The sequence below is a fragment of the Paraburkholderia sp. BL17N1 genome (assembly GCF_003634175.1).
Lineage (GTDB): Bacteria > Pseudomonadota > Gammaproteobacteria > Burkholderiales > Burkholderiaceae > Paraburkholderia.
Window position 1 is genome coordinate 2,676,167 of the sequence record NZ_RBIW01000001.1, and the last position, 23,007, is coordinate 2,699,173.

Consider the following 23,007-nt stretch of genomic DNA (forward strand, 5'->3'; position numbering starts at 1 on the left):
CCATTGTTTTCCGCTTGGCGCGCCATTTGATAGATATGAATGAAATGAACTCGAGTGATTTCGAAGCCCTTCTTACGGCGCAGCGTAGCGCCATGATTCGCGAAATTCCGACATCACCCGCCGTCGTTTCCACTGAAACGCCGACGCTCACCAAGGCGGAACTTGCTGAGTTGCTGTTCGACAATGTCGGGCTCAACAAGCGGGAAGCGAAAGACATGGTCGAAGCGTTTTTCGAGGTAATCCGCGACGCGCTGGAGAGTGGCGACAGCGTGAAGCTGTCGGGGTTCGGCAACTTCCAGTTGCGCGACAAACCCCAGCGTCCCGGCAGAAACCCGAAGACTGGCGAGGCGATTCCGATCGCCGCGCGTCGCGTTGTGACGTTCCATGCAAGTCAAAAGCTGAAAGCACTGGTTGAGAACGGCGCTGACGCAAGCTTCACGCGCTAATCGACTGGCGCATTCCTGCGCAACCCACCACGACGGCTAACTGACGATGACAGCGACGATCGAAAAAGTCGTCTTGCCTCCGATTCCGGCGAAGCGTTACTTCACGATTGGTGAGGTCAGCGAACTATGCGGCGTGAAACCGCATGTCTTGCGCTACTGGGAGCAGGAGTTCACGCAGTTGAGGCCGGTCAAGCGGCGTGGCAACCGTCGCTACTACCAGCATCACGAGGTGCTGTTGATCCGGCGGATTCGCGAGTTGTTGTATGAACAGGGCTTCACGATCAACGGCGCGCGCAACCGGCTCGATTCACATGGCGGTGGAGCGCACGGTGCGCCGGGCGATATGGTCGAGGAGGGCGAGGGCGCTGCGGTGCCGGCGGCAACCACAACCGCCGCCACGGTAGACGTCGAGCAGTTGCGTAAGGAATTGCTGCACGTAATCGATTTGTTGGGACACTAGTCGCGTTTGTTAGCAGAAGGCGGTTCTAATCGAATGAAGTGTCTGTTATAATTTTTAGCTGTTCGGGGCGTAGCGCAGCCTGGTAGCGTACCTGCATGGGGTGCAGGTGGTCGGAGGTTCAAATCCTCTCGCCCCGACCAAGATTAAAAAAGCCGCACGCCGTAAGGCGTCGCGGCTTTTTCGTTTTTGGTCGCCACCGCGGCAAGGCTGCGATCGTTCGTCGCGCCTATCACGATCAGATCAATTGATCCGCGTACCACTCCGCCTCGTGATGATCCAGATTGCTTTCGGCGCATTGTTAGCGATGAACGAAGGTACGCTGCCGCGCTTTCTAACGGAAATTTTTCCGGCGCGGTGCGTTACAGTGGCTTTGCGTTCTGCTGCAACGCGGCCAACGAGCCATTCGGCGGAAGGGCGCTGAGAGGTCTGGGCTCGGCTGGTTCGATCTCGAGCAAGCCGGTGCGCGAATCTACGACTAGCGGCTCGATCGCAGCCGCTCGTTTTCGAATAAGCGCTCTACAGATTTGCCCATCACCTGCATCCTGTTCCTGATCCGCGCGTCTACCATGCACGTTTGCCCGCCGCGTGCGGCGCGTCTTGATCAACGGGTTTCCGCATGAGTCTGCTACTTCGTTTGTTGCTTCTGATATTCACCAGCCGGCGGCGCAGCCGGCTGCATGTGCTCGATATGTGCGTCACGCCGTTTCGCGTCTGGTTGAATGACCTCGATGTGTTATTTCACATGAACAACGGCCGTTATTTCACGATCCTCGATCTGGCGCGCGTCGATTTGATGATGCGCAGCGGCTTGTGGCGTCAATTGAAGGCACAGCGCTGGTATCCGGTTGTCACGCTGGAAACGATGCGTTTTCACCGCTCGCTCGAACTCGGCAATCGCTATGACGTCCGGACCCGCGTGATCGGCTGGGACGACAAGCACATCTTCATCGAACAAGGATTCGTGCGTGACAATGCGCAAGTCGCGCTGGCCGTCGTGCGGGCACGCTTTCTGAAGCGAAGCGGCGGTGTCGTGACTACTGCCGAGTTGATGCAACTGTCCGGCGTGACGCAATCATCGCCGGCGTTGCCCGAATGGGTCGCGCGTTGGAGCGAGGCCGAAGGAGGGATGGTGTTTCCGTCGGCTTCGTCTATTCCAGGTTAACAGGATGCGAGCACCGTCACGCGTCGGTAAGCACTCTGTCGTGCGGGTCCAGGCGCGCCCGCATCAAACGGCATCCTGAACGAACTACTGATACCACGCGCCCAATCGATCATTAGGAGCGCCAGCCGCGCTTGCACTTCCGTATGCGCCTGCGGCGAAGTGATGTTCTATTCATAGTTACGAAGCTGCGACGGCATGAGATACGCCGACCGGTCGCCATTCAGCACTGAAGCTAGAACATGCATATCGATGCCGCCTCCAGTTAGCACAGCGGCTATGCGCTTACCGGCAAAATAAGGGTGGAGAGCCGCGGCAAGCGCAACCGCGCCCGCGCCTTCGACGACAAGATGATTGTGCTTCGCCAGACAGCGGATAGCTTCGGCCGTGTCCTCGAGCGTTGACACAATGACGCCGTCCACCAACGCATTGAGGTATGGCCAATTCGCGTCGAGCACGGTCGAGACGCCGATGCCCGCGATCATGGGCGTCGAGTCGACAGATACCTCAACGATAGCGCCGGCCGCAAGAGAGGAATAGAACGGTGCCGCCGCTTCGCTTTCGCACGCATACAATTTCGCGCGCGAGTCCCAATGCGCGCACGCCAGCGCAGTACCCATGATCAACCCGCCGCCGCCGAAGGGCACGAGGATCACGTCGACATCCGGCAGGTCTTCCAGGATCTCCTGTCCGATCGACGCGTCGCCGACGACCACATCGCGACACGCACAAGGATGCAGAAATGTGCCGGTTTCGCCGGGCGGTATTTCACCGCACAGTATTGCCCACCATCTTTCGTAGGGCACTTCGATCACCGCGGCGCCCAGCGAGCGAAGCGCCTCGATTTTGCTCCTTGCTGCGGTATCGGTGACATACACCCTGACGTCCGCGCCGCGAACCCTCGTCGCTTCGGTCACGCCAAGCGCGAAGTTGCCGGTGCTCGCCGTATAGACACCGTTCGCCAGTTGAGCGGCCGTAAGGCTCGATACCGCATTCAGCGCGCAGCGTATCTTGAACGACCCTCGTGGCTGAAGGTTCTCCGGTTTGAGAAACACGCTTCGATCCGTGGCAGCGGCGTAGGGCAACAGCGGTGTGCGGACGACGGTTCCCCGGATCGTCTCCGATGCGCGCTCGATATCGGCTCGGGAAACGTCGCCGAGATAGCCCGAGCCGACACCATTCCCGAACGGCGTGCGCGCATGATGCAGAATGCCAGGAAAGCTCTGGTGTCCTCGCTTTCGTATTCGTTTGAAGAGATCGACTAGCCACGCCGACGCAATTCGATGCGCAGGTTTCGCGGCACCATCGAAAACGCGAACACTTCCTCCACCTCGGCCGCGTCGTGCACCAGCAACAGATCGAAGTTGCGGCACAGCATGGCGACGGCCGATCTCACTTCCATCAAGGCGAGGCTGCGTCCCGGACACAGACGCGGTCCCGAGCCGAACGGCATGAACCCCGCCCGATGATGGCTGGCGGCACTCTCGCCAGTGAGCCAGCGCTCCGGATCGAAGCGGTCGGCCTCCGAATGGCCGCCTTGCTGCAAACCTGCCTCGCGCGTCAATAGCGACAGCACCGCGCCCTTCGGGATCGCAATGTCGCCCACTTGCACGTCGTAATTCGGCTCGACTGCGAGAACGGGCGTAACGGATTTGAGCCGCATGGACTCGCTGATGACCGCGTTCAGATAGAGGAGCGCATCACCCGCGTCAAAATCTTCGAGCATGGCCGCGGATCCGATAACGGCATCGACTTCTTCCTGCATTTTTCGCTGGACGTCTGGTAGGGACGCCATGAAATACGCCACCCAGGCGATGGTGTTCGCCGTCGTGTCCTGTCCGGCCAGCAGGATGGTGAACACATTGGCCAGCACTTCGTCGTCTGTCAGCGGCGCCTCTCCTTCCTGTTGCGCCATGAGCAACGCCTCGAGCAGATTCGTGGGCATCGCGTCCGTCTCCGAGCGCTGCGCGAGACGCGCGCGGTTGGCGGCGATCAGGTCCTTCGTGAGCGCCTGAACCGCAATCAACGCGCGATCCAGCGTCTTGTCGGCGGGCAGCTTGACGTAGTGCCAATAGGGGAAGGGCGCATTGATGCGCCGGTTGATCATCGGGAACACGACTTCGAGGTGCCGCTGGATCACGTCGCCCTCACTCTCGATGGTGTCCATGTCGTATCCAAACGCGAGATTGGTGGTGACGTCCACCGTATATCGCATCAGATCCTTCTGGATATCAATGGATTGCTGATCGCGATTCGCTTTCTCCCAGCGTTGCAGCAACCGACGTGTCATCTCGCAGAGCAGCGGAAAGAAGGCACGCAGATGCAGAGGATCCAGTGCCTTGGCGACGAGTTGCCGTTGCCGTCGCCAGGCCTCGCCTTCCATGGAGAAAACGCCGTTGATGCCCAGTTCGCGCGCAACCGTTTCGATCACGTTCCAGCGGCGATAGGCGCCAGGGCGATCGCGCAAGACCTGACTGATGAGAATCGGATCGGCGATCGCAACGAACGGGCGGCCGATCAATCTGAACGTGTACACAGGGCCGAATTCTCTGGACCACTGTTCGAGGACGAGGTGCAGCTTCTCGGGACGTAGTTGCAACGTATTGCCGAGAAACGGAACGCGCTTTGGGCCAGGAAGCTGGTCAAGCGATCTCACGGGAGATTCGCGGCACGGCATTGTCCCAGCCGGGTCAGCGCGCTGTGCATTCCACGCGCGCACCTCGTTCCGATCGACTTTAACTTCGCCGTCCTCGACGATCGCGTCGAAGCGCTTCAGATTCGAACTAATCGCTCCCTGGTTGCAGCCTGACGAGCAGTCGAATTGCCAACTGTGTGCCCGGCAGGTGAGCACACCGTCTTTGACTGTGCCTTCGGACAGGAGAGTGCCTTGATGCGGGCAGCGTCCCTGAAAAATCGAAATGGCGTGACTGTGGCGAAGAACGATCAGATCGATTCCGTCGACGTTCGCCGCCTTGATGGCGTCGTCTTCGAGTTCTTTCGTGCGCGCTATCACTACCGTGTCCGGGGAACCCGAACGCACTGCCTGAAGACTCGCGTTCATTTTGTCGCTCCTTCGCGCCGGGCAGGCATCGTTTTTCATCGATCGTGTGAACACAAGAGAGGCTCCGGCGTCTTGTCGACGGCGAACGCTTTGCGTTGCAACGTGCAACCAGGTTCTTACGCGGCGTGAGGAAGCGGGCGCATTCATGTCACTGCACCGCATTTAATTGGCGTCGTGAGCGGGCACCGGGGCGGAATTCTGTGCCGGGTCTGTGCGACAGACAAGTCGCGATCCATGCTGTACTCCCCGAGGTCCGAGGAGGGCGCTCACCCAACCATACTAGTCGTTTATCGAAGGTAGCCAAGCACGCTATCTAGTGTCGTGCCGCCTTTTCGGCGCCTCGGTGACCCGGCTGTCGATTGCCGGATTGCGAGCGGTTGCCAGGGTTGGGAATCTTCCTGCGTACTACGATCTCTGCCGCGCATTGCGCGGATCGCATCGGCGGTCGCCCTGGCGGCAAAACCTGCGCTGCCGGTGGCACGGCGCTTGCCATGCGTCGTCTGCACCGACGCCAGCTTGCCGTCAGGCGTTGGTAACGATTCTCATTTTTTGTCCCGCCGGTTCGATGCGCTATGCTGGGGTAACGGCCAAAAATACAAGACGCGAGGCAGGTTCGGTGTTGGTGCAATGCCACTGAAGATCCTGCCCGATCCATCATCCTTCGCCGGCGCCGGGGGCTTCGCACACGAAACACGGAGGTAATATGCAAGGCGACCCAAAGGTCCTGGAATATCTGAACTCGCAACTGAAGAACGAACTCTCCGCGATCAATCAGTATTTCCTGCATGCGCGCATGTACAAGCATTGGGGGCTCGTCAAGCTCGGCAAGCATGAATATGACGAATCCATCGGCGAGATGAAGCATGCCGATCTGCTGATCGAACGTATCTTCCTGTTGAACGGCCTGCCGAATCTGCAAGACCTCCACAAGCTGCTAATCGGCGAAGAAACCAAAGAGATCATGGAGTGCGATCTGAAGCTGGAACAGATTTCGCAGGCTACCTGCAAGGAGGCCATCGTCTATTGCGAATCGGTTCGCGACTTCATCTCGCGGGAGATCCTGACCCATATTCTCGACGACACCGAGGAACATATCGACTGGCTCGAGACGAATCTTGAGTTGATCGACAAGGTCGGCATTCAGAACTATCTGCAATCGGGCATGGACTCGCCGGAGTGAGTTCGCTTTGGCGAATGTCCGACTGACAACGAACGGAACGCCGGCGGACCGGGCTGAACGTCAAGCGCGTCATCGTGAGGTGACCGGCGGGAGGTGGCCGCTCGGTTGGCGTCTCATTCGCGGCCTAGCGCCACGAATCGTTCGAGATGATGGTCCTCGTCGCCGAGTTGATGATCGATCATCACGAGGCGCTTCGCGTAGTGGGCGAGCGGCAGTTCCCACGTCATGCCGATACCGCCATGCAACTGAATGCATTCTTCCGCGACTAGCGCGCCGATTCGCCCAATGCTGTACTTGGCCGCCGACACCGCGCGCTCCCGCACCTTGCGCTCCGCCCCGAGCGCCGCGGCGGCGTTGATTACAGCCGAGCGGCTCTGCTCGATCTCCAGCAGCAGATCGGCCATGCGATGCTGCAACGCCTGAAAGCTGCCGATCGGCACGCCGAACTGTTTGCGCGTGCGCAGATACTCGAGCGTGTAGTCCTTGGCGACATCCATCGCGCCGACGGCTTCGGAACACAGCGCGAGCACGCCGCAGCTAATCGCGTATTCGAGTGTCGCGAAGCCCGCGTCCGTCGTGCCGAGCAATGCGCCGTCGTTCAGCGTGACGGTGTCGAAGGTCACTTCAGCAGCGCGGCCGCCGTCGATCTTGCGATAGCCGCGCACGCCGACACCGGGCGTATCGCGCGGCACGAGAAAGAGCGTCACGCCTGCTTCGCTATCGTCATCACCGCTGGTGCGTGCCGAGACCAGAAAAAGCGAAGCGTGCTCGCCGTGCTGAACCACGGCCTTGGCTCCGTTCAGTCGCCACGTGGAGCCGCTTCGCTCCGCGCGCGTCGTCACGCGGGATAGTTCATAGTGGCTGTCCGGTTCGCCGTGCGCGAGCGCGACGATCCGCGAGCCGTCAATCAATTCCGCGAGCGCGGCCTTCTGCGCTTCGTTGCCGCTGCGCGCAATGGCGCGACCGACGATCAGCGTATCGAGAAACGGCTCGACCACGAGACCGCGGCCCAAGCTCTCGAACACTACGGCGATATCGAAACCGCCGCCGCCAAAGCCGCCGTCCGCTTCATCGAACAGTGCGCCGATAATGCCGAGCTCGGCAAAGCGGCTCCATAAGTCGCTGCTATAGCCCTGGTCAGACCGCGCGATCCGGTCGCGCGTCGCGAAACCGTACTGCTCGCTGACAAAACGGTTCAGCGTATCCGCCAGCATGCGGCGGTCTTCGGTGTGCTGGAAATTCATGACGTGCGCCCCTTACAGTCCCAGGATCATTTTGGAAATGATGTTCTTCTGGATTTCGTTCGAGCCGCCGAAGATCGACAGCTTGCGGTTATTGAAATACAGCGACGCGGCGCTCGCGGCTTCGTCCGGGCCGACGGGCGTGCCGTCGAAGCCGTCATGCAAGGCTTCCTCCATGAACGGCTGCGCGTAAGCGCCCATCGCGCGCCGCGTAAGCGATGAGATTTCCTGACGGATCTCCGTGCCGCGAATCTTCAGCATCGAACTTTCGGCACCGGGCACGCCGCCGCCCGCCACCGCTGCGATCACGCGCAGGTTGGTGGTCTTCATGTTCTCCAGATCGATCTCGACGCGCGCCATGCGCGCCGCGAACGCGGGGTCTTCCGCGAGCGGCCGGCCGTTGCGCCGCTGTTTCGCGGCGATCTTGCGCAGGCGATTGAACGCGGCCACCGAGAAGCCGACGCCCGCGATATTGGTGCGCTCATACGTGAGCAGATACTTGGCGTAGGTCCAACCCCTGTTCTCTTCGCCGACGAGGTTCTCGACCGGCACGCGCACGTCGGTGAAAAACACTTCGTTGACTTCGTGCTCGCCGTCGAGCGTGATGATCGGGCGCACTTCGACGCCCGGCGTCTTCATGTCGATCAGCAGAAAGCTGATGCCTTCCTGTTTGCGCACGTCGGTCGCGCTGCGCACGAGGCAGAAGATCATGTTCGCGTAGTGGCCGAGCGTGGTCCATGTCTTCTGTCCATTGACGATGTAGTGCTCGCCCTGCGCGTCGATGCCGCGCACGGCGGTGGTTTTGACCGAGGCGAGATCGGAGCCCGCGCCCGGTTCCGAATAGCCTTGGCACCACCAGTCCGAGCCGTCGAGAATACGCGGCAGCCAATGACGCTTTTGCGCTTCGCTGCCGTATTTGATCAGCACCGGGCCGAGCATGTTGACGCCGAACGGCACCACGCGCGGCGCGCCGGCCAGCGCGCATTCGTTTTCGAAGATGAATTTTTGCACCGCGTTCCAACCCGGGCCGCCGTACTCTTTAGGCCAGTGATTGGCGAGCCAGCCTTGCGCGTTGAGAATGGCGTGCCACTCGGCCATGTCGTCGCGCGTGAGACGGCGGCCGCCGTGGACCTGGTCGGCGAGACGTTGCGGGAGCTTGTCGCGCAGAAAGGCCTGCACGTCGGCGCGGAAGGCTTCTTCCTCGGGAGTGAAGTTCAGATCCATGGCGGGTGTTCCGAATTGGGTTGAGCGACCGGCGCGCACGCGCGCGTCCGGTCAGCCTGATGCAAGTCGATGATGATGCGCCGTTTCAGACGCTCTGGTTCAGGCTCGCGAAATCTGCGCCGCGTTCCACCAGTTCGACCAGCAGCGGCGAGGGCTTCCAGAAGAGCGGGTCTTGCTTGGCGAACTCGCGGATGTCGGCGAGGATCTTCGGCAGGCCGACCATGTCCGCGTATTTCATCGGACCGCCGCGATAGCGCGGGAAGCCGTAGCCGTACAGGAACGTCACGTCGACGTCCAACGGCCGCAACGCGATACGCTCATGCACGACATTGGCGCCTTCGTTGATCATCGCGGCCATGTAGCGGCGGATGATTTCATCGTCAGTGAAACTGCGCGGCGTGATGCCGGCGCGCACGCGTTCGGCATCGATGATCGCTTCGACTTCCGGGTCCGGCGTGCCGCTGCGCGATCCTTCGGGGTACAGATAGAAGCCGCGTCCGGTCTTCTGACCGAACCAGCCGCGCTCGCACAGACGGTCCGCGATCTGCACATATCGCGCGGCGGGATTGCGCGTGGCCGCGCGCCGTTTGCGTGCCGCCCAGCCGATGTCGCCGCCCGCCAGATCCACCACCTGGAACGGTCCCATCGGAAAGCCGAACGCGCGCACAGCTGCGTCGATCTGATAGGGCGAGGCGCCGTCTTCCATCACGGCGTCCGCGGCGCTGCGATACACGGCGAGCACGCGGTTGCCGATAAAGCCGTCGCACACGCCCGCGCGCACCGGCGTCTTGCGCAGCTTTTTCGCCAGCTCGAACGCGGTGGCGACCACGTCGGCGCTGACCTGCTTCGGCACCACCACTTCCAGCAGCTTCATGATGTTGGCAGGCGAGAAGAAGTGCAGGCCGATCACGTCGGCGGGACGCGAAATGCTCGACGCGATCGCGTCGATGTCGAGATACGAGGTATTGGTCGCGAGCACCGCGCCCGCTTTGCAGACGCGATCGAGTTCGGCGAACACGGCCTGTTTGACGGCGAGGTCTTCGAATACGGCTTCGATCACGAGGTCGGCGCCGGTGAGCGCATCGTACGACGTGCTGCCGCTCCAGCGCGCCATGAGCGCTGCTTTTTTCTCCGCGCTCAGGCGGCCTTTGGCGATCAGGCCGTCGTAGACTTTTTCGATGTGCGCGCGGCCGCGTGCGAGCGACGCGTCGTCGCATTCGATCATCGTCACCGGCAAGCCCGCGTCGAGCACCGCGACGGCGATGCCCGCGCCCATCGTGCCGCCGCCCACCACGCCGATCGCGTTCAGCGCGCGTGGTTTGGCGTCGCGCGTTTCCGGCGCCTTGAGCACTTCGCGCTCGGCAAAGAACGCGTGGATCAGACCGGCGCGCTGCGGGCTATCGATACATTCGAGGAACAGCTTGCGTTCGAGCCGCAGACCGTCATCGAAAGGCTGTTCGATGGCGGCCTCGACGGCGTCGACGATTTTCAGCGGCGAGAACAGGCCACGCGATTTCTTCGCGGTTTCCGCACGCGCCGCGGCGACGGCGGCGAGACTCGCGGCGCGGTCGCTGAGTGCAGACGCGTCGCGCGTGCGGCGCACCGGCGCGTGGGCGGCCAGCAACTCGTGCACGTAGGCGAGCCCTTCGGCGAGGATGTCGTCGCTGCTGCCGAGACGGTCGATCAGACCGAACGCGAGCGCTTCCTTCGCGCTGGCGTGGCGGCCGCTCAGGATCAGATCGAGCGCGGCCTGCGCGCCGATCAAACGCGGCGTGCGCTGCGTGCCGCCCGCGCCCGGCAACAGGCCGAGTTGCACTTCAGGCAAGCCGAGCTTCGCGCCGTCGACGGCAATCCGGTAGTGCGCCGCGAGCGCCACTTCCAGACCGCCGCCGAGCGCCGCGCCATGAATCGCAGCGATTACCGGCTTCGTGCACGCCTCGATGCGGTTGCACACGTCCGGCAGCGAAGGTGGGACCGGCGGCTTGCCGAACTCGCGAATGTCCGCGCCGGCGATGAAATTGCGCCCCGCGCCGACGACCAGCACGGCCTCCACGGCCTTGTCGGCATCCGCGGCTTCGATGGCGGCGAGCAGGCCGCGCCGCACGTCGGCGGATAACGCATTGACCGGCGCATGGTCGATCGTCACGAGCAGCACCTTGCCGCGCAATTCGCGCGTGACAACATCGGCCGAAGGGTTGGGGGTCATGGCGTCTCCTGAGTGTGGTGGGTCGCATGGCAAAGCATGCCGGATCTGGCGAACTGTCCCGATTGTGAGTCGGTCAAGGTTTATTGACAATTACATGGGCGGTTGACAGACTGTCAAAGTTTCTTTGACAAAGGCGCCGCCATGGACGTCAATTCGCTGACCCTGCTGGTGGACATTCTGGACGCGGGCAATCTCAGCGAAGCCGCGCGCCGGCTGAAAATGAGCCGCGCGAACGTGAGCTACCACTTGAATCAGCTGGAGCGTTCCATCGGGCTGCAACTGGTGAGGCGCACCACGCGCCGCGTGGAGCCGACCGAGATCGGTCTGCAACTCTACGAACATGGCCGCACGATCCAGAACGCGCTGCTCGCCGCGCGCGAATCCGTCACCACGCTCGGGCAAAGTCTGCAAGGGCGCGTGCGGCTGAGCGTGCCGAGCGGTTACGGGCAACTCGTCATGTCGGACTGGCTGATCGCGTTCAAGCGGCTGTATCCGGGCATCGTGCTGGATGTGATGTTCGAGAACCGCGTTGAAGACCTGATGCGCGATGAAGTCGATATCGCCGTGCGCGTGATGTCCGAGCCGCCGCAAAACCTCGTCGCGCGCGACATGGGGCCGGTGCGGTATGTGGCATGCGCGTCGCCGGACTTTGCGGACAGGCACGGCATGCCGCAGCGGCTCGACGATCTGCGCACGGCGCCGCTGATTACCGCGGCAGTGGTCGGCCGGCAGTTGCGGGTAGCCGCCTATTTGCGCGACGAACGGCATGAAGTGCTGCTGGAACCGAGCATCATCTCCGAGAACTTTCTGTTTTTGCGCCAGGCGGTGCTCGCCGGACTCGGCGTGGGCCTCGTGCCGGACTATGTAGTGCAGGACGATCTGCGCCGCGGCGACGTGCTCACCGCGCTCGATGAATGGCGCTTAAGCATCTTCGGCACGCACATGTACATGCTGTATATGCCGAACCGGCATCACACGCGCGCGGCGTCGACGTTCATTGATTTCATTTTGCAGCAGGCGCATGGCACGGGCCGAGGCTTGCCCGCGTAAACGACGAGGTTCATCTTGTATCTCGCGCAGGTATGCTACGCAAAAAGAGCGGAGACAAGAGATGAAATGGATCATCGGATTTCTAGCCGTGCTGGCGCTTGCCGTAGGCGTTCTGTTGATCTCGCGCCTACCGGGCGAAGACGCGATTCGTCTCGCCGGTTACGTGGCGACTGCCGCCTTTGCCGCGCTTATCAGCCTAGTGCTGCGCTGGCGCGCTAGCCGGGCCCAACAGCGCAATAAGCGGGCAGGGTGAGCACACGTCTCGCTAGGCGGCCTGTACGCTCTCGCGCAACTCGTCGCCGAGAAAATCGATAAACGTCCTCAGCTTGGCCGACAAACGGTGCCGCTCCAGATAGATCGCGTGAATGTCCGCGTTCGGCAGCGCCCAGTCGGAGAGAAGCGGCATCAGTTCGCCGCGCCGTAGATGGCCCGCGATTTCCCACGCGGAACGCACGGCGACGCCGCGGCCGTCGAGCGCCCACTTCAAAACGGCGCTGCCGTCGTTGCTGCTCAACGGACCGTCCACCTTCACCGTCTCCGATTTCTTGCCGCGCGAAAAATGCCACGTGCCGTACGCCGATTCGTTTTCGCGTAGGACGAGGCAGGCATGGCGCGTGAGATCGTGCGGCATTTGCGGTGCCCCGTGCCGCTTCACATAAGCCGGCGACGCGCATACGACACGCTGGTTCTTCAGCAGCAAGCGCGCGTTGATGCGCGCATCCGGCACTTCGCCGAAACGAATCCCGAGATCGAAGCCTTCCTCCTGCAAGCTGACCGGCCGGTCTGTCAGATGCAACTGAATCTTCATCGATGGGAACCGCTCGCTGAAACGCGAAATCGCCGGGGCGATGTGCCCGCGGCCGAAACCGAACGACGCATTCACGCGCAACAGACCGGTCGGCTCGGCGCGGCTCTGCGTGACCAGTTGTTCGAGTTCGGCGAGGTCGTCGAGGATGCGCGAACCATTCGCCAGATAAATCTCGCCCTCCGCCGTCAGGCTCACGCGCCGTGTGGTGCGGTTTACGAGGCGCACGCCGAGACGCTGTTCGAGTTGCGCGAGCCGTTTGCTGATGGACGGCGGCGTGACGCCGAGTTCGCGCGCGGCCGCGGCGAGATTGCGATGGCGCGCCACCAGCGCGAACAGATTCAGGTCGGAAAAGCTGTCCATCGATTCGTTCCTAAAAGTTAATTCCGGATTGCGCTGAGAGAAACCATATCGCTTCAGGCATCAATTAGACTTCATTCAAACATGGGAGGCAATGATGTTTGCAGGTTTCACAGACGCGTCGGCCGAGGTCGACGGCATTCGCATCAACGCGATTCGCGGCGGCAACGGACCGGCTTTGCTGCTGCTGCATGGGCATCCACAAACTCACGCGATCTGGCACAAGGTCGCACCGACGTTGGCGCAGCACTTCACGCTGATCGCCGCGGATTTGCGCGGCTACGGCGACAGCGGCAAACCGCAGGGCACCCACGACCACGCGAACTATTCGAAGCGCCGCATGGCCGCCGATCAGGTCGCGCTAATGCGTGCGCAAGGTTTCGACCGATTCGCCGTGATCGGCCACGATCGCGGCGGACGCGTGGCCGCCCGCATGGCGCTCGATCATCCGCAAACCGTGACGCGGCTTGTGACGCTCGACGTCGCGCCGACCCTTGCGATGTACGAACAGACCTCGTTCGATTTCGCGCGCGCTTACTGGCACTGGTTCTTTCTCGTGCGACCCGCGCCGTTTCCCGAGACGTTGATTCGCGCGGATCCCGACCTCTATCTGAAGCAGACCATCGGCGCGCGCAGCGCCGGCCTCGCGCCATTCACCGACGCCGCCTACGCCGAATATCTGCGCTGCCTGAGCGACCCCGGCACCGCGCACGGCATCTGCGAGGACTACCGCGCGAGCATCACGATCGACCTCGAACACGACCGCGCGTCGCTCGCCGAAGGGCGGAAGATCGAATGCGATTTCCTGGCGCTGTGGGGCGCGCAAGGCGTCATCGAACAATGCTTCGAGCCCCTCGCCGAATGGCGGAAGTGGTCGGCCAATGTGAGCGGCGAAGCGCTGCCGTGCGGCCACTACATTCCCGAGGAAGCGCCCGGGGTATTGCTCGAACGCGTCCTTCCGTTTCTGCAGATCTAGTCGCGCGGGCCATCATCATGTCAACACGAACCCTTTACCAGAAGCTGGTCGATTCGCATGTCGTGACGCGTGTCGATGAACAGAACGTGCTGCTGTACGTCGATCTGCATCTGATGAACGAATACACCAGTCCGCAAGCGTTCAGCGCGCTGGACGCGAAAACGCGGCACGTCCGCCGGCCGAAGCAGCAACTCGCGGTGGTCAGTCACATCATTCCGACGCACGCGGAATCGCCGCGTGTGATTCGCGATGCCGCGTCGTTGCTGCTCGCGAACAACCTGGCGCGCAATTGCGCGGAGGCCGGCATCGCGTTGCATGCGGCGAACGATCCGCTGCAAGGCATCGAACATATCGTCGCGCCCGAGCGTGGGCTGGTTCGGCCGGGCATGGTCGTGTTGTGCGGCGATAGCCACACCACCACGTATGGTGCGCTCGGCGCGTTGGGTTTCGGCATCGGCACGTCCGAGGTCGAACATGTGCTCGCCACGCAGACGCTGGTGTATCGCGTCGCGCAGACCATGCGCATCACGATCGAGGGCGCCATGCCGTATGGCACCTCGTCGAAGGATCTGATTCTGTGGATCATCAGCCGCATCGGCGCGCAGGGTGCGCGCGGCTACGCGGTGGAATTCGCTGGATCGACCATCGCGTCGCTGTCGGCGGAAGCACGCATGACCTTGTGCAACATGACCGTCGAAGCGGGTGCGCGTGCCGCGCTGATCGCGCCCGATGCCACCACGTTCGACTACATCCGCGCACACGCAACGTCGCTCGATGAGACCGCGTGGCACGCCGCGATGAGCGACTGGCGCGAACTGAAATCGGACCCGGGCGCGCGCTTCGATAGCGAGCATGTATTCGATGCGCGTGATATCGCGCCGTTTGTCACGTGGGGCACGAGTCCCGACCAGGCCATCGCCGTCGACGAACGGATTCCCGCCGCGGCCACGCAAAAGACACCGGAAGCCGCCGCCGCGTTGCGCCGCGCGCTCGACTATATCGGCCTCGAAGCGGATCAGCCGATTGCGGGCACACCGATCGATCGCGTGTTCATCGGCTCCTGCACGAATGGACGCATTGAAGATCTGCGCATCGTCGCGTCGATCGTCGCGGGGCGCCACGTCGCGCAGGGCGTGCGCGCGATGGTCGTGCCCGGCTCGGGCAGCGTGCGCCGCCAGGCGGAAGCCGAAGGCATCGCGGCGACATTGCGCGAGGCCGGCTTCGAATGGCGCGAGCCGGGCTGCTCGATGTGTCTCGCGATGAACGACGATTTTCTGACGCTCGGCGAGCGGTGTGCCTCGACCACCAACCGCAACTTCGAAGGACGCCAGGGCCGTGGCGGCCGTACTCACCTGATGAGCCCCGCGATGGCGGCGGCGGCCGCATTGACCGGGCGCATCACCGACGTCCGCACGCTGGAGACGCAGTCATGAGACTTACCGAAATCCACGGCGCCGCCGCGCCTTTGCCAATCGAAAACCTCGATACCGATCAGATCATGCCGAAGCAGTTTCTGCGCATTATCGACAAGGCGGGGCTCAAGGAAGGCTTGCTGTATGACTTGCGTTTCGACGCGCAAGGCGAGCCGCGTGGCGACTGCGTGCTGAATCAGCCTGAGTATGGTGACGCGCGCATTCTGATCGGCGGCTCGAACTTCGGCTGCGGGTCGAGCCGCGAGCACGCGGTGTGGGGACTTCAGCAAGCCGGTTTCGAGGCGGTCATCGCGCCGAGCTTCGCGGAGATCTTCTATTCGAACGCGATGAACAACCGTCTGCTGCTCGTGCAACTTGAACGCGACGAAATCGACGTCCTGTTGCATGACGCGGCGACGCAACCCGCAGCGCCGCTGCATATCGACATCGAACGGCAAACGGTGACGTCCGCCACGGGACGCGTGTTTGCGTTTCCACTAGGCGCTCGCCATAAACAGATGGTGGTCGAAGGCATGGACACCATCGATCTGACGCTCGCTTCATTGCACGACATCGAAGCATTCGAGCGCGACCATTTCGCGCGGCACAGCTGGGTCGCCGTGTTGTAACACCCTGGCGACATCCACGTCGCCATCCAACCAAACTGCGCGTGACTAATTTCCCACCAGAAGGGAAGGGACGTGCCTTGCCCGCAAAAACGGAGGAGACATGAAACGCAAACCGATCTACAAAGTGCTGTATGTGCAGGTGATTGTCGCGATCATCATCGGCGTGGCGCTGGGGCATTTTCTGCCCACGGACGCCGTGGCGATGAAACCGCTCGGCGATGCCTTCATCAAACTCGTGCGCATGATCATCAGCCCCGTGATTTTCTGCACGGTCGTGACCGGTATTGCCAGCATGCACGACATGCGCAAAGTCGGGCGCGTCGGCGGCAAGGCCTTGCTGTATTTCGAGGTGGTGTCGACGCTCGCACTGGCGATCGGCCTGCTCGCCGCGCATGTGCTGAAACCGGGCGTGGGCTTTAATGTCGATCCCGCCACGCTCGATGCCGGCGCGATCGCGAGTTATGCCGCGCAAGCCGCACACGGCGAAGGGCTCGCGGGCTTCTTCATACACATCATTCCCGATACGTTCGCTGGCGCTTTCACTCAGGGCGACATTCTGCCGGTGCTGCTGATCGCAATGTTGTTCGGCACCGCGCTCGCGGTGCTGGGCGAACCCGCCAAACCGCTGATCGGTCTGATCGACCTGCTGTCTAAAACTTTTTTCCGCATCGTGCGGATGATCACCAGCCTCGCGCCGATCGGAGCGTTCGGTGCGATCGCGTTCACGATCGGCAAATACGGCATCGTCTCCTTGCTGCCGATGATGAAACTGATCGGCACGTTCTATCTGACCGCGTTTCTGTTCGTCTCGTGCGGCCTTGGTCTGATTGCGCGAGCATGCGGATTCAGCTTGTGGCGCTTCGTCGTCTATATCAAGGATGAGTTGCTGATCGTGCTCGGCACCTCCACATCGGAAGCCGCGCTGCCGCAACTGATGGAGAAGCTGGAGCGGCTCGGCTGCTCGCGCGGCATTGTCGGTCTCGTGGTGCCGACCGGCTACTCGTTCAATCTCGACGGCACCAATATCTACATGACGCTCGCGGTGCTGTTTCTCGCGCAGGCGACCAACACGCATTTGACGATCGCTCAGGAAATCACGCTGCTGGCGGTGACGATGCTGACGTCCAAGGGTTCGACGGGCGTCACGGGGGCGGGGTTCATCACGCTGGCTGCGAGTCTTTCCGTGGTGCCGACCGTGCCTGTGACGGCGATGGTGCTGATTCTCGGCATCGACAGGTTCATGTCCGAATGCCGGGCGCTGACCAATACGATGGGCAACGGCGTGGCGTCGATTGTGATTGCGGCGTGGGAGAAGGAACTGGATCGGGACAAGCTGAGGGCGGCGTTGGCGCCGCCACGTTCGCGGCCGGTTGACGATCTGGCCGGCGCGCTCGATGAACGCCCGACGGTGGGTCCAGCGCGGAAAGTCGAGTGGGCTGGAGTTGAGCCTGGCTCAAAAATTAATGAAATACCAAGCACGAAATAAGGGAAATAAAATTGAGGGCGGCAACAACGCGCGAACAAAACTTGAGCTAAACTCAGAAAACACCGAAAGCGCAGTTCGTGAAGGAGACACCCGAATGCCCGCAGCTTCGTCGAGTACCTCGCCGCCATCCGGCGGCTATCGTTCAGTTTTCCGCGAAGGTCTTTTCGGCGGCAAGGTGGTGATCGTCACCGGCGCGGGCAGCGGGCTTGGCCGATGCACGGCTCACGAACTGGCGTCCTTGGGGGCGACCCTGGCGCTGGTCGGCCGAAGCGAAGACAAGCTGAAAGCGGTGCAAGCCGAACTGGCCACGGATCATCCGTCTTCCGGCAACGGCCACAAGATTTATTCCTGCGACATCCGCAACGAGCAGCAGGTCCGTGAAACGATCGCTTCCATCATCACGGATCTGGGCAACGTGGACGGCCTTTTCAACTGCGCAGGCGGGCAATTCCCCGCGAGGCTCGAAAAGATCTCCCTGAACGGTTGGGACGCGGTCGTGCGCAACAATCTGCACGGCACGTTTCTGATGTCCCGTGAGTGCTATACCCAATGGATGCAGCATCACGGCGGCGCGATCGTGAACATGCTGGCGGACATCTGGGGCGGCATGCCCGGCATGGGGCACTCGGGTGCGGCGCGTGCGGGCGTATGGAACTTCACCGAAACGGCCGCTTGCGAATGGGGCCACGCCGGCGTTAGAGTCAACGCGGTCGCGCCCGGCTGGATTGCGTCAGCGGGCATGGACAGCTACAACGAAGAGTACCAGGCGCTGCTGCGCACGCTGAAGCACAAGGTGCCGTTGCAGCGTTTCGGCACGGAATCGGAACTGGCCAGCGCGGCGGTCTTTCTGTTGTCGGAGGCGTCGGCGTTTATCAACGGTACAGTGATCCGTGTCGACGGCGGCGTGCCGAACGCGCGCCATTCATGGCCGCTCGCTGAAGCGCAGCGTACGATCGAATATAACGGCTTCCCGCGCTATCAACCGCCGACGGGCTTGCAGGAGCAGACAGGATGAATCTCGACGGCCAGACCTACGAGTCGCTCACGGCAAGCTTCGCCTGGGACATCCCGGCGCGCTATAACATCGGTGTCGATGTATGCGACAAATGGGCCGACAGTTCGGGCCGTCTCGCGCTGATCTACGAGGACGCCGAGGGCAACGCCACCCGCTATACGTTCGACCAGTTGAAGGCGCTGTCCGATCGCTTTGCCAATGCGCTGCTCGCGGCGGGCGCGCAGCGCGGCGACCGCATCGGCATCTTTCTGTCGCAATCGATCGAAACGGCGCTCGCGCATCTCGCCGCCTACAAGGCGGGCATGGTGGCCGTGCCGCTCTTCGCGCTGTTCGGCGTCGACGCGATCGAGCACCGGCTCGGCGACAGCGGCGCGGTGGCATTGATCACCGATCACGCCGGCGTGCGGAAGGTCGACGAAATCCGCGCGGCGCTGCCGGCATTGCGCCATGTCTTCAGCGTGGATATCGATCAGGACAACGGCGATCCGCAAGCGCCCGTGCGTTCATTCTGGCAGGCGCTGAACAGCGCGTCCGCCAGCTTCAGGCCCTCCGACACCGGCGCCGACGATCCCGCGGTGATCATCTATACGTCGGGCACGACCGGCAAACCGAAGGGCGCGCTGCATGGGCATCGCGTGTTGCTCGGCCATCTGCCGGGTGTCGAGATGTCGCAGCAGGGCTTTCCCGCGCACGCCACGCTCATGTGGACGCCCGCGGACTGGGCGTGGATCGGCGGCCTGTTCGACGTGCTGCTGCCGTCGTGGCATCACGGCGTCGCGGTGCTGGCGCGCCGCTTTGCGAAATTCGACGGCGAGGCCGCGTTCGATCTGATGGCGCGTCACGCGGTCTCGCATACATTCTTGCCGCCGACCGCTCTGAAGATGATGCGCGGCGTCGAGCATCCCGAACGCTGGGGCCTCGCATTGCGCTCGGTGGCAAGCGGCGGCGAATCGCTCGGCGAGGAATTGATCGGCTGGGGCCGCAAGGCGCTGCGCGTGACGATCAACGAGTTCTACGGGCAGACGGAGTGCAACGTGGTGGTGTCCTCGTGCGCGGCGCTGTTCGAGCCGCGCTTCGGCGCGATCGGCCGCGCGGTGCCCGGGCATCATGTCGCGATTGTCGACATGGACGGCAATGAACTGCCTCAAGGCGCAATCGGCGCAATCGGCGATATCGCGGTGGCCGCGCCCGATCCGGTCATGTTCCTCGGCTACTGGGGCAACGAGGCGGCCACGCGCGAAAAATTCCGCGGCAAGTTTCTGCTGACTGGCGACCTCGGCACGCGCGACGCGGACGGTTTTATCCGCTTCGTCGGCCGTGGCGATGACGTAATCACGAGTGCCGGTTATCGGATCGGACCGGCTTCGATCGAAGATTCTTTGCTGCGTCATCCGGCAGTTTCGATGGCGGCCGTGATCGGCGCGCCGGATCCCGAGCGCACCGAGATCGTGATGGCGTTCGTGGTGCTCAAGGCCGGATTTGTCGGCGACGAGGCGCTCGTGCGCGAGATCCAGCATCACGTTAAAACGCGCCTTGCCGCGCACGAATATCCGCGCGAGATCCGCTTTGTCGACAGTCTGCCGTTGACGCCGACCGGCAAGGTGATCCGCAAAGCCTTGCGCGAGGGACTCGCACAAGAAGGTAACGATTCCGCCGCAAAACCATGAGCACGGGTCCGCGCCCACCTTCCACGCGCAGCGGCAGGGCGCTGCGGACGCCGGGCACTCAACCGGGCCCGGCCTCGCTCGACGATACCGACCGCAAGCTGCTCGCACTGCTCGCCGAAGACGCCACGCGCACTTATGCGGAACTCGGCAAGCTGCTGTTCCTGTCGGCGCCCGCGGTCCACGAACGCACGCGGCGTTTGAAGAAGGAAGGCGTGATCAAGGCCACGGTCGCCGCGCTCGACGGCGCGAGGCTGAATCGCCCGTTGCTTGCGTTCGTGCATGTCGATACGACGAGCTGGGCGGTGACGCGGCAACTGCTGGCGCTGCAGGAACTGCCCGACGTCGAGGAGATTCATACCGTGACGGGCGAGAGCGCAATGTTGCTCAAGGTCCGCACGCGCGACACGCAATCGCTCGAACAACTGCTCGCGCGTATTCACGCGATCGAAGGCTTTACCGGCACGCGCAGCTATATCGCGCTGACCACTTATCTGGAACGCGGCCCGAGTCCTGAACTCTGAACGCGCTAGCAGTGCGGCGTGTCACGCATGCAGTGAGAGACCTTTCACGGCTTTATCGACCGCCTTCTTCGGCCCGCGCACGGCAATGCCGACGAGGTCGGGCGCATCGGCGGGTTCGGCGCGTAACACTTCGCGGTTCGCCTGATCGTGACCGGTCGCGAACATCGCGCGCACATACACCGCGCGCGTCAATTCGCGTTCAATGCCCTGGCGAAACGCGCGCAGCAAACCCGCGTTGTCCGCCTGATACACCATCATCGGCTGGCCGAGCAGCGGCGCGTGCCGGCGGCCCGCCGCGTCCTCGTACGGCTCGCCCATTGCTTCCGGTGCGGCGCCGGCGATCCCCGTCGCGAGAAACGCGGTCACATTGAGTTTTTGCCAGACAGCGAGATCGGCCAGCACGATGATCGCGATTTTCGTATCGAATTCCATAACGCACTACGCTCCACGGCATTTAGAAAGACATCCGAACCCGATCTTATGGAAACTCGACGCATCTGTGTATGGCTGTCGGGCAAAAACGAATGGGCTTCACCGGATGTGCGTGGCCGCCACGTCGACGTCGGGTTTCGCCTAATGCCATTCGGCACATGCTTGCCTGAACAGGCCGGCGTGCTGCAATGCAACCTGACGGGGCGCCATGTGCATCAGTGTTCACCCCATCGACGCGCGAGCGAAACTCCCGCAAGCGACGCTGCTGCAACATAGGGCAAGTCCCTGGCGCTATTTAGCCGTGCATTACCACTCGCGTGTGCGTCCTCCTAAACTTGATTCAAACAGGAGGGGACACCGATGGCCAAACTCATCCACACGATGATCCGTGTGCAGGATCTGCCGCGCTCGCTCGCGTTCTATCAAAAAGCTTTCAATTTAGACGTATCGCACCGGCTCGATTTTCCGGACTTCACGCTCGCTTATTTGCGCAACGCCGAAGCCGACGCCGAAATAGAACTGACCTGGAACAAAGGCCGCGAGGAACCGTATTCGCACGGCGACGGCTACGGCCATGTCGCTTTTGTGGTCGACGATGCGAAACACGAACGGCAGCGTCTACTCGATCTCGGCATGACGCCCAACGATCTGCGCGAGTTTCACAACGACGACGGTGAGTTGCTGGCGCGTTATTTTTTCATTCAGGACCCTGACGGCTACAAGATCGAAGTGTTGGAACGCCACGGCCACTATCAATAGCCAAAGTAATCCGGCGGCCGCCGCGCGTAGTTGCAATACCCCACAAGCAACCATCTTGGATGGGACTGGAATGAGGCGCTGAAGCGCCAGCTCTGGTCGACAGGAGACAACCATGAAGACAACGGTCATACCGATCGTCGCGTCCGATCACGCACGCCGTGAGCATTCTCACGAACACACGCATAAGCACACGCATGAACACGGCGGCGAGCATCGCGCGGCGAAGGCTGCCGCGGCCGCGTTGCGGCTTCCGCTCACGCGTCGCGAACTTTTGAGAGGCACGGGTGTGCTGATGGGCACGCTGGCGTTCTCGTCGGTACTGTCGACGCTCGCGCCGAGCCGCGCGTGGGCCCTCGAACTGCAAGGTCTCGACACGCACCAGGGCGAAGTGATTCTGGCCATCACGCGGCAGATCTATCCACACCCCACGCTCGACAACGCGGTCTACGCGCTGGTGGTCAAGGACCTCGACGCGAAAGCGAAAGCCGATCCGGCGGTACGCCAGCAACTTGCGGACGGGGTCAAACAACTCGACGCGCAGGCGGGTTCAGACTGGCTGAAACGCGCGCCTGCGGACCAGGCGAAAGACGTCGCCGCGCTCGCGGGCACGCCGTTCTTCAACACGATACGCAGCACTGCGGTGGTTTCGCTGTACGCCAACACCATGGCGTACGCGCACTTCGGCTACGGCGCTTCGGAAGGCGATGGCGGCTACCTGACGAAAGGGTTCAACAGCCTTTCGTGGCTGCCCAATCCGCCGCCTGCAGCCAGTGGCCCGATCCCGACGGACAGCTAATCGCGACGAGAACGTTGCATGGGGCAGGCATAAGCGCTGAAGCGCCAACTCTTGTCGACTGCGGTGCATGGGACAAGAGTAAGCGCTGAAGCGCCAACTCTTGTCGACTGCGGTGCATGGGA

22 protein-coding genes and 1 tRNA gene are annotated in these 23,007 nt (G+C 62.4%); 16 read left to right on the forward strand and 7 right to left on the reverse strand.

Annotation, left to right across the window (positions count from 1 at the left end; translation table 11 throughout):
* Window positions 1–35: 35 nt before the first annotated feature.
* The 4 genes from B0G82_RS12095 (at window position 36) to B0G82_RS12115 (ending at window position 2,068) form a co-directional block, all read left to right on the forward strand.
* Window positions 36–446, forward strand: coding sequence for an integration host factor subunit alpha (locus B0G82_RS12095; RefSeq protein ID WP_106279208.1), 411 nt, complete (start codon window positions 36–38; stop codon window positions 444–446).
* A 46-nt stretch (window positions 447–492) separates the two neighbouring features.
* On the forward strand, window positions 493–906 hold the full coding sequence (locus B0G82_RS12100; RefSeq protein WP_116139924.1) for a MerR family transcriptional regulator: 414 nt from the start codon (window positions 493–495) through the stop codon (window positions 904–906).
* Between the two features lie 63 nt (window positions 907–969).
* Window positions 970–1,046 (forward strand) — tRNA-Pro (locus tag B0G82_RS12105).
* 476 nt (window positions 1,047–1,522) lie between these two features.
* Complete coding sequence (locus B0G82_RS12115; protein ID WP_121307496.1) at window positions 1,523–2,068, forward strand: thioesterase family protein; 546 nt, start codon at window positions 1,523–1,525, stop codon at window positions 2,066–2,068.
* 167 nt (window positions 2,069–2,235) lie between these two features.
* On the opposite strand, the gene B0G82_RS40295 is transcribed toward B0G82_RS12115, so the two are convergent.
* Window positions 2,236–3,438, reverse strand: coding sequence for a pyridoxal-phosphate dependent enzyme (locus B0G82_RS40295; RefSeq protein WP_121307497.1), 1,203 nt, complete (start codon window positions 3,436–3,438; stop codon window positions 2,236–2,238).
* Complete coding sequence (locus B0G82_RS12125; protein ID WP_121307498.1) at window positions 3,327–5,126, reverse strand: cytochrome P450; 1,800 nt, start codon at window positions 5,124–5,126, stop codon at window positions 3,327–3,329. Before B0G82_RS12125 ends, B0G82_RS40295 begins: the two co-directional genes overlap by 112 nt.
* A 703-nt stretch (window positions 5,127–5,829) precedes the next feature.
* On the opposite strand from B0G82_RS12125, the gene bfr reads away from it, so the two are divergent.
* A complete protein-coding gene (bfr, locus tag B0G82_RS12130) occupies window positions 5,830–6,306 on the forward strand; it encodes a bacterioferritin (protein WP_106279220.1) in 477 nt (158 codons plus the stop codon).
* A 113-nt stretch (window positions 6,307–6,419) separates the two neighbouring features.
* Here the strand turns inward: bfr and B0G82_RS12135 are convergent, their stop codons facing one another.
* The 3 genes from B0G82_RS12135 to B0G82_RS12145 all read right to left on the reverse strand — a co-directional run bounded on the left by B0G82_RS12135 (window position 6,420) and on the right by B0G82_RS12145 (window position 10,977).
* Window positions 6,420–7,550, reverse strand: a complete 1,131-nt coding sequence (locus B0G82_RS12135) for an acyl-CoA dehydrogenase (RefSeq protein WP_121307499.1) — start codon at window positions 7,548–7,550, stop codon at window positions 6,420–6,422.
* Between the two features lie 12 nt (window positions 7,551–7,562).
* Window positions 7,563–8,771: an acyl-CoA dehydrogenase family protein gene (locus B0G82_RS12140; protein ID WP_121307500.1), complete on the reverse strand. Its 1,209-nt coding sequence runs from the start codon at window positions 8,769–8,771 to the stop codon at window positions 7,563–7,565.
* Window positions 8,772–8,856: 85 nt separating this feature from the next.
* Window positions 8,857–10,977, reverse strand: a complete 2,121-nt coding sequence (locus B0G82_RS12145) for a 3-hydroxyacyl-CoA dehydrogenase NAD-binding domain-containing protein (protein ID WP_121307501.1) — start codon at window positions 10,975–10,977, stop codon at window positions 8,857–8,859.
* Window positions 10,978–11,118: 141 nt separating this feature from the next.
* Between B0G82_RS12145 and B0G82_RS12150 the strand changes: the two genes are divergently transcribed.
* Window positions 11,119–12,027, forward strand: coding sequence for a LysR family transcriptional regulator (locus B0G82_RS12150; RefSeq protein ID WP_116139937.1), 909 nt, complete (start codon window positions 11,119–11,121; stop codon window positions 12,025–12,027).
* 61 nt (window positions 12,028–12,088) lie between these two features.
* Window positions 12,089–12,280, forward strand: coding sequence for a hypothetical protein (locus tag B0G82_RS12155; RefSeq protein ID WP_121307502.1), 192 nt, complete (start codon window positions 12,089–12,091; stop codon window positions 12,278–12,280).
* A 12-nt stretch (window positions 12,281–12,292) separates the two neighbouring features.
* On the opposite strand, the gene B0G82_RS12160 is transcribed toward B0G82_RS12155, so the two are convergent.
* On the reverse strand, window positions 12,293–13,195 hold the full coding sequence (locus B0G82_RS12160; protein WP_121307503.1) for a LysR family transcriptional regulator: 903 nt from the start codon (window positions 13,193–13,195) through the stop codon (window positions 12,293–12,295).
* A gap of 94 nt (window positions 13,196–13,289) precedes the next feature.
* Here B0G82_RS12160 and B0G82_RS12165 point away from each other — a divergent pair, with 94 nt between their 5' ends.
* The 7 genes from B0G82_RS12165 (at window position 13,290) to B0G82_RS12195 (ending at window position 20,898) form a co-directional block, all read left to right on the forward strand.
* Complete coding sequence (locus B0G82_RS12165; protein WP_121308668.1) at window positions 13,290–14,168, forward strand: alpha/beta hydrolase; 879 nt, start codon at window positions 13,290–13,292, stop codon at window positions 14,166–14,168.
* Between the two features lie 17 nt (window positions 14,169–14,185).
* A complete protein-coding gene (leuC, locus tag B0G82_RS12170) occupies window positions 14,186–15,601 on the forward strand; it encodes a 3-isopropylmalate dehydratase large subunit (protein ID WP_121307504.1) in 1,416 nt (471 codons plus the stop codon).
* Entirely contained in the window at window positions 15,598–16,209 is a 612-nt protein-coding gene (leuD, locus tag B0G82_RS12175) for a 3-isopropylmalate dehydratase small subunit (protein WP_121307505.1), read from the forward strand. Before leuC ends, leuD begins: the two co-directional genes overlap by 4 nt.
* A gap of 100 nt (window positions 16,210–16,309) precedes the next feature.
* Complete coding sequence (locus B0G82_RS12180) at window positions 16,310–17,695, forward strand: dicarboxylate/amino acid:cation symporter (RefSeq protein WP_121307506.1); 1,386 nt, start codon at window positions 16,310–16,312, stop codon at window positions 17,693–17,695.
* A gap of 94 nt (window positions 17,696–17,789) precedes the next feature.
* On the forward strand, window positions 17,790–18,710 hold the full coding sequence (locus tag B0G82_RS12185) for an SDR family oxidoreductase (protein ID WP_121307507.1): 921 nt from the start codon (window positions 17,790–17,792) through the stop codon (window positions 18,708–18,710).
* A complete protein-coding gene (locus tag B0G82_RS12190; RefSeq protein ID WP_121307508.1) occupies window positions 18,707–20,377 on the forward strand; it encodes an acyl-CoA synthetase in 1,671 nt (556 codons plus the stop codon). Before B0G82_RS12185 ends, B0G82_RS12190 begins: the two co-directional genes overlap by 4 nt.
* Window positions 20,374–20,898 (forward strand): Lrp/AsnC family transcriptional regulator, encoded by a 525-nt coding sequence (locus tag B0G82_RS12195; RefSeq protein WP_121307509.1) that lies wholly within the window; start codon window positions 20,374–20,376, stop codon window positions 20,896–20,898. The genes B0G82_RS12190 and B0G82_RS12195 overlap by 4 nt, the downstream gene beginning before the upstream one ends.
* A gap of 21 nt (window positions 20,899–20,919) precedes the next feature.
* Here the strand turns inward: B0G82_RS12195 and B0G82_RS12200 are convergent, their stop codons facing one another.
* Window positions 20,920–21,330 carry a DUF2000 domain-containing protein gene (locus B0G82_RS12200; RefSeq protein WP_121307510.1) on the reverse strand — a complete coding sequence of 137 codons (411 nt, stop codon included), beginning with the start codon at window positions 21,328–21,330 and terminating at the stop codon, window positions 20,920–20,922.
* A 360-nt stretch (window positions 21,331–21,690) separates the two neighbouring features.
* Between B0G82_RS12200 and B0G82_RS12205 the strand changes: the two genes are divergently transcribed.
* Window positions 21,691–22,089, forward strand: coding sequence for a VOC family protein (locus B0G82_RS12205; RefSeq protein ID WP_121307511.1), 399 nt, complete (start codon window positions 21,691–21,693; stop codon window positions 22,087–22,089).
* Between the two features lie 112 nt (window positions 22,090–22,201).
* On the forward strand, window positions 22,202–22,885 hold the full coding sequence (locus tag B0G82_RS12210) for a tat (twin-arginine translocation) pathway signal sequence (RefSeq protein ID WP_116139954.1): 684 nt from the start codon (window positions 22,202–22,204) through the stop codon (window positions 22,883–22,885).
* Window positions 22,886–23,007 lie beyond the last annotated feature (122 nt).

Bases quoted from the DNA above. Each gene is read 5' to 3' on its own strand.
- leuC (WP_121307504.1), top strand. From the start codon at position 14,186: ATGTCAACACGAACCCTTTACCAGAAGCTGGTCGATTCGCATGTCGTG.
- B0G82_RS12190 (WP_121307508.1), top strand. From the start codon at position 18,707: ATGAATCTCGACGGCCAGACCTACGAGTCGCTCACGGCAAGCTTCGCC.
- bfr (WP_106279220.1), top strand. From the start codon at position 5,830: ATGCAAGGCGACCCAAAGGTCCTGGAATATCTGAACTCGCAACTGAAG.
- B0G82_RS12145 (WP_121307501.1), bottom strand. From the start codon at position 10,977: ATGACCCCCAACCCTTCGGCCGATGTTGTCACGCGCGAATTGCGCGGC.
- B0G82_RS12095 (WP_106279208.1), top strand. From the start codon at position 36: ATGAATGAAATGAACTCGAGTGATTTCGAAGCCCTTCTTACGGCGCAG.
- B0G82_RS12155 (WP_121307502.1), top strand. From the start codon at position 12,089: ATGAAATGGATCATCGGATTTCTAGCCGTGCTGGCGCTTGCCGTAGGC.
- B0G82_RS12135 (WP_121307499.1), bottom strand. From the start codon at position 7,550: ATGAATTTCCAGCACACCGAAGACCGCCGCATGCTGGCGGATACGCTG.
- leuD (WP_121307505.1), top strand. From the start codon at position 15,598: ATGAGACTTACCGAAATCCACGGCGCCGCCGCGCCTTTGCCAATCGAA.
- B0G82_RS12180 (WP_121307506.1), top strand. From the start codon at position 16,310: ATGAAACGCAAACCGATCTACAAAGTGCTGTATGTGCAGGTGATTGTC.
- B0G82_RS12160 (WP_121307503.1), bottom strand. From the start codon at position 13,195: ATGGACAGCTTTTCCGACCTGAATCTGTTCGCGCTGGTGGCGCGCCAT.
- B0G82_RS12150 (WP_116139937.1), top strand. From the start codon at position 11,119: ATGGACGTCAATTCGCTGACCCTGCTGGTGGACATTCTGGACGCGGGC.
- B0G82_RS12100 (WP_116139924.1), top strand. From the start codon at position 493: ATGACAGCGACGATCGAAAAAGTCGTCTTGCCTCCGATTCCGGCGAAG.
- B0G82_RS12140 (WP_121307500.1), bottom strand. From the start codon at position 8,771: ATGGATCTGAACTTCACTCCCGAGGAAGAAGCCTTCCGCGCCGACGTG.
- B0G82_RS12210 (WP_116139954.1), top strand. From the start codon at position 22,202: ATGAAGACAACGGTCATACCGATCGTCGCGTCCGATCACGCACGCCGT.
- B0G82_RS12165 (WP_121308668.1), top strand. From the start codon at position 13,290: ATGTTTGCAGGTTTCACAGACGCGTCGGCCGAGGTCGACGGCATTCGC.
- B0G82_RS12115 (WP_121307496.1), top strand. From the start codon at position 1,523: ATGAGTCTGCTACTTCGTTTGTTGCTTCTGATATTCACCAGCCGGCGG.
- B0G82_RS12125 (WP_121307498.1), bottom strand. From the start codon at position 5,126: ATGAACGCGAGTCTTCAGGCAGTGCGTTCGGGTTCCCCGGACACGGTA.
- B0G82_RS12205 (WP_121307511.1), top strand. From the start codon at position 21,691: ATGGCCAAACTCATCCACACGATGATCCGTGTGCAGGATCTGCCGCGC.
- B0G82_RS12200 (WP_121307510.1), bottom strand. From the start codon at position 21,330: ATGGAATTCGATACGAAAATCGCGATCATCGTGCTGGCCGATCTCGCT.
- B0G82_RS12195 (WP_121307509.1), top strand. From the start codon at position 20,374: ATGAGCACGGGTCCGCGCCCACCTTCCACGCGCAGCGGCAGGGCGCTG.
- B0G82_RS12185 (WP_121307507.1), top strand. From the start codon at position 17,790: ATGCCCGCAGCTTCGTCGAGTACCTCGCCGCCATCCGGCGGCTATCGT.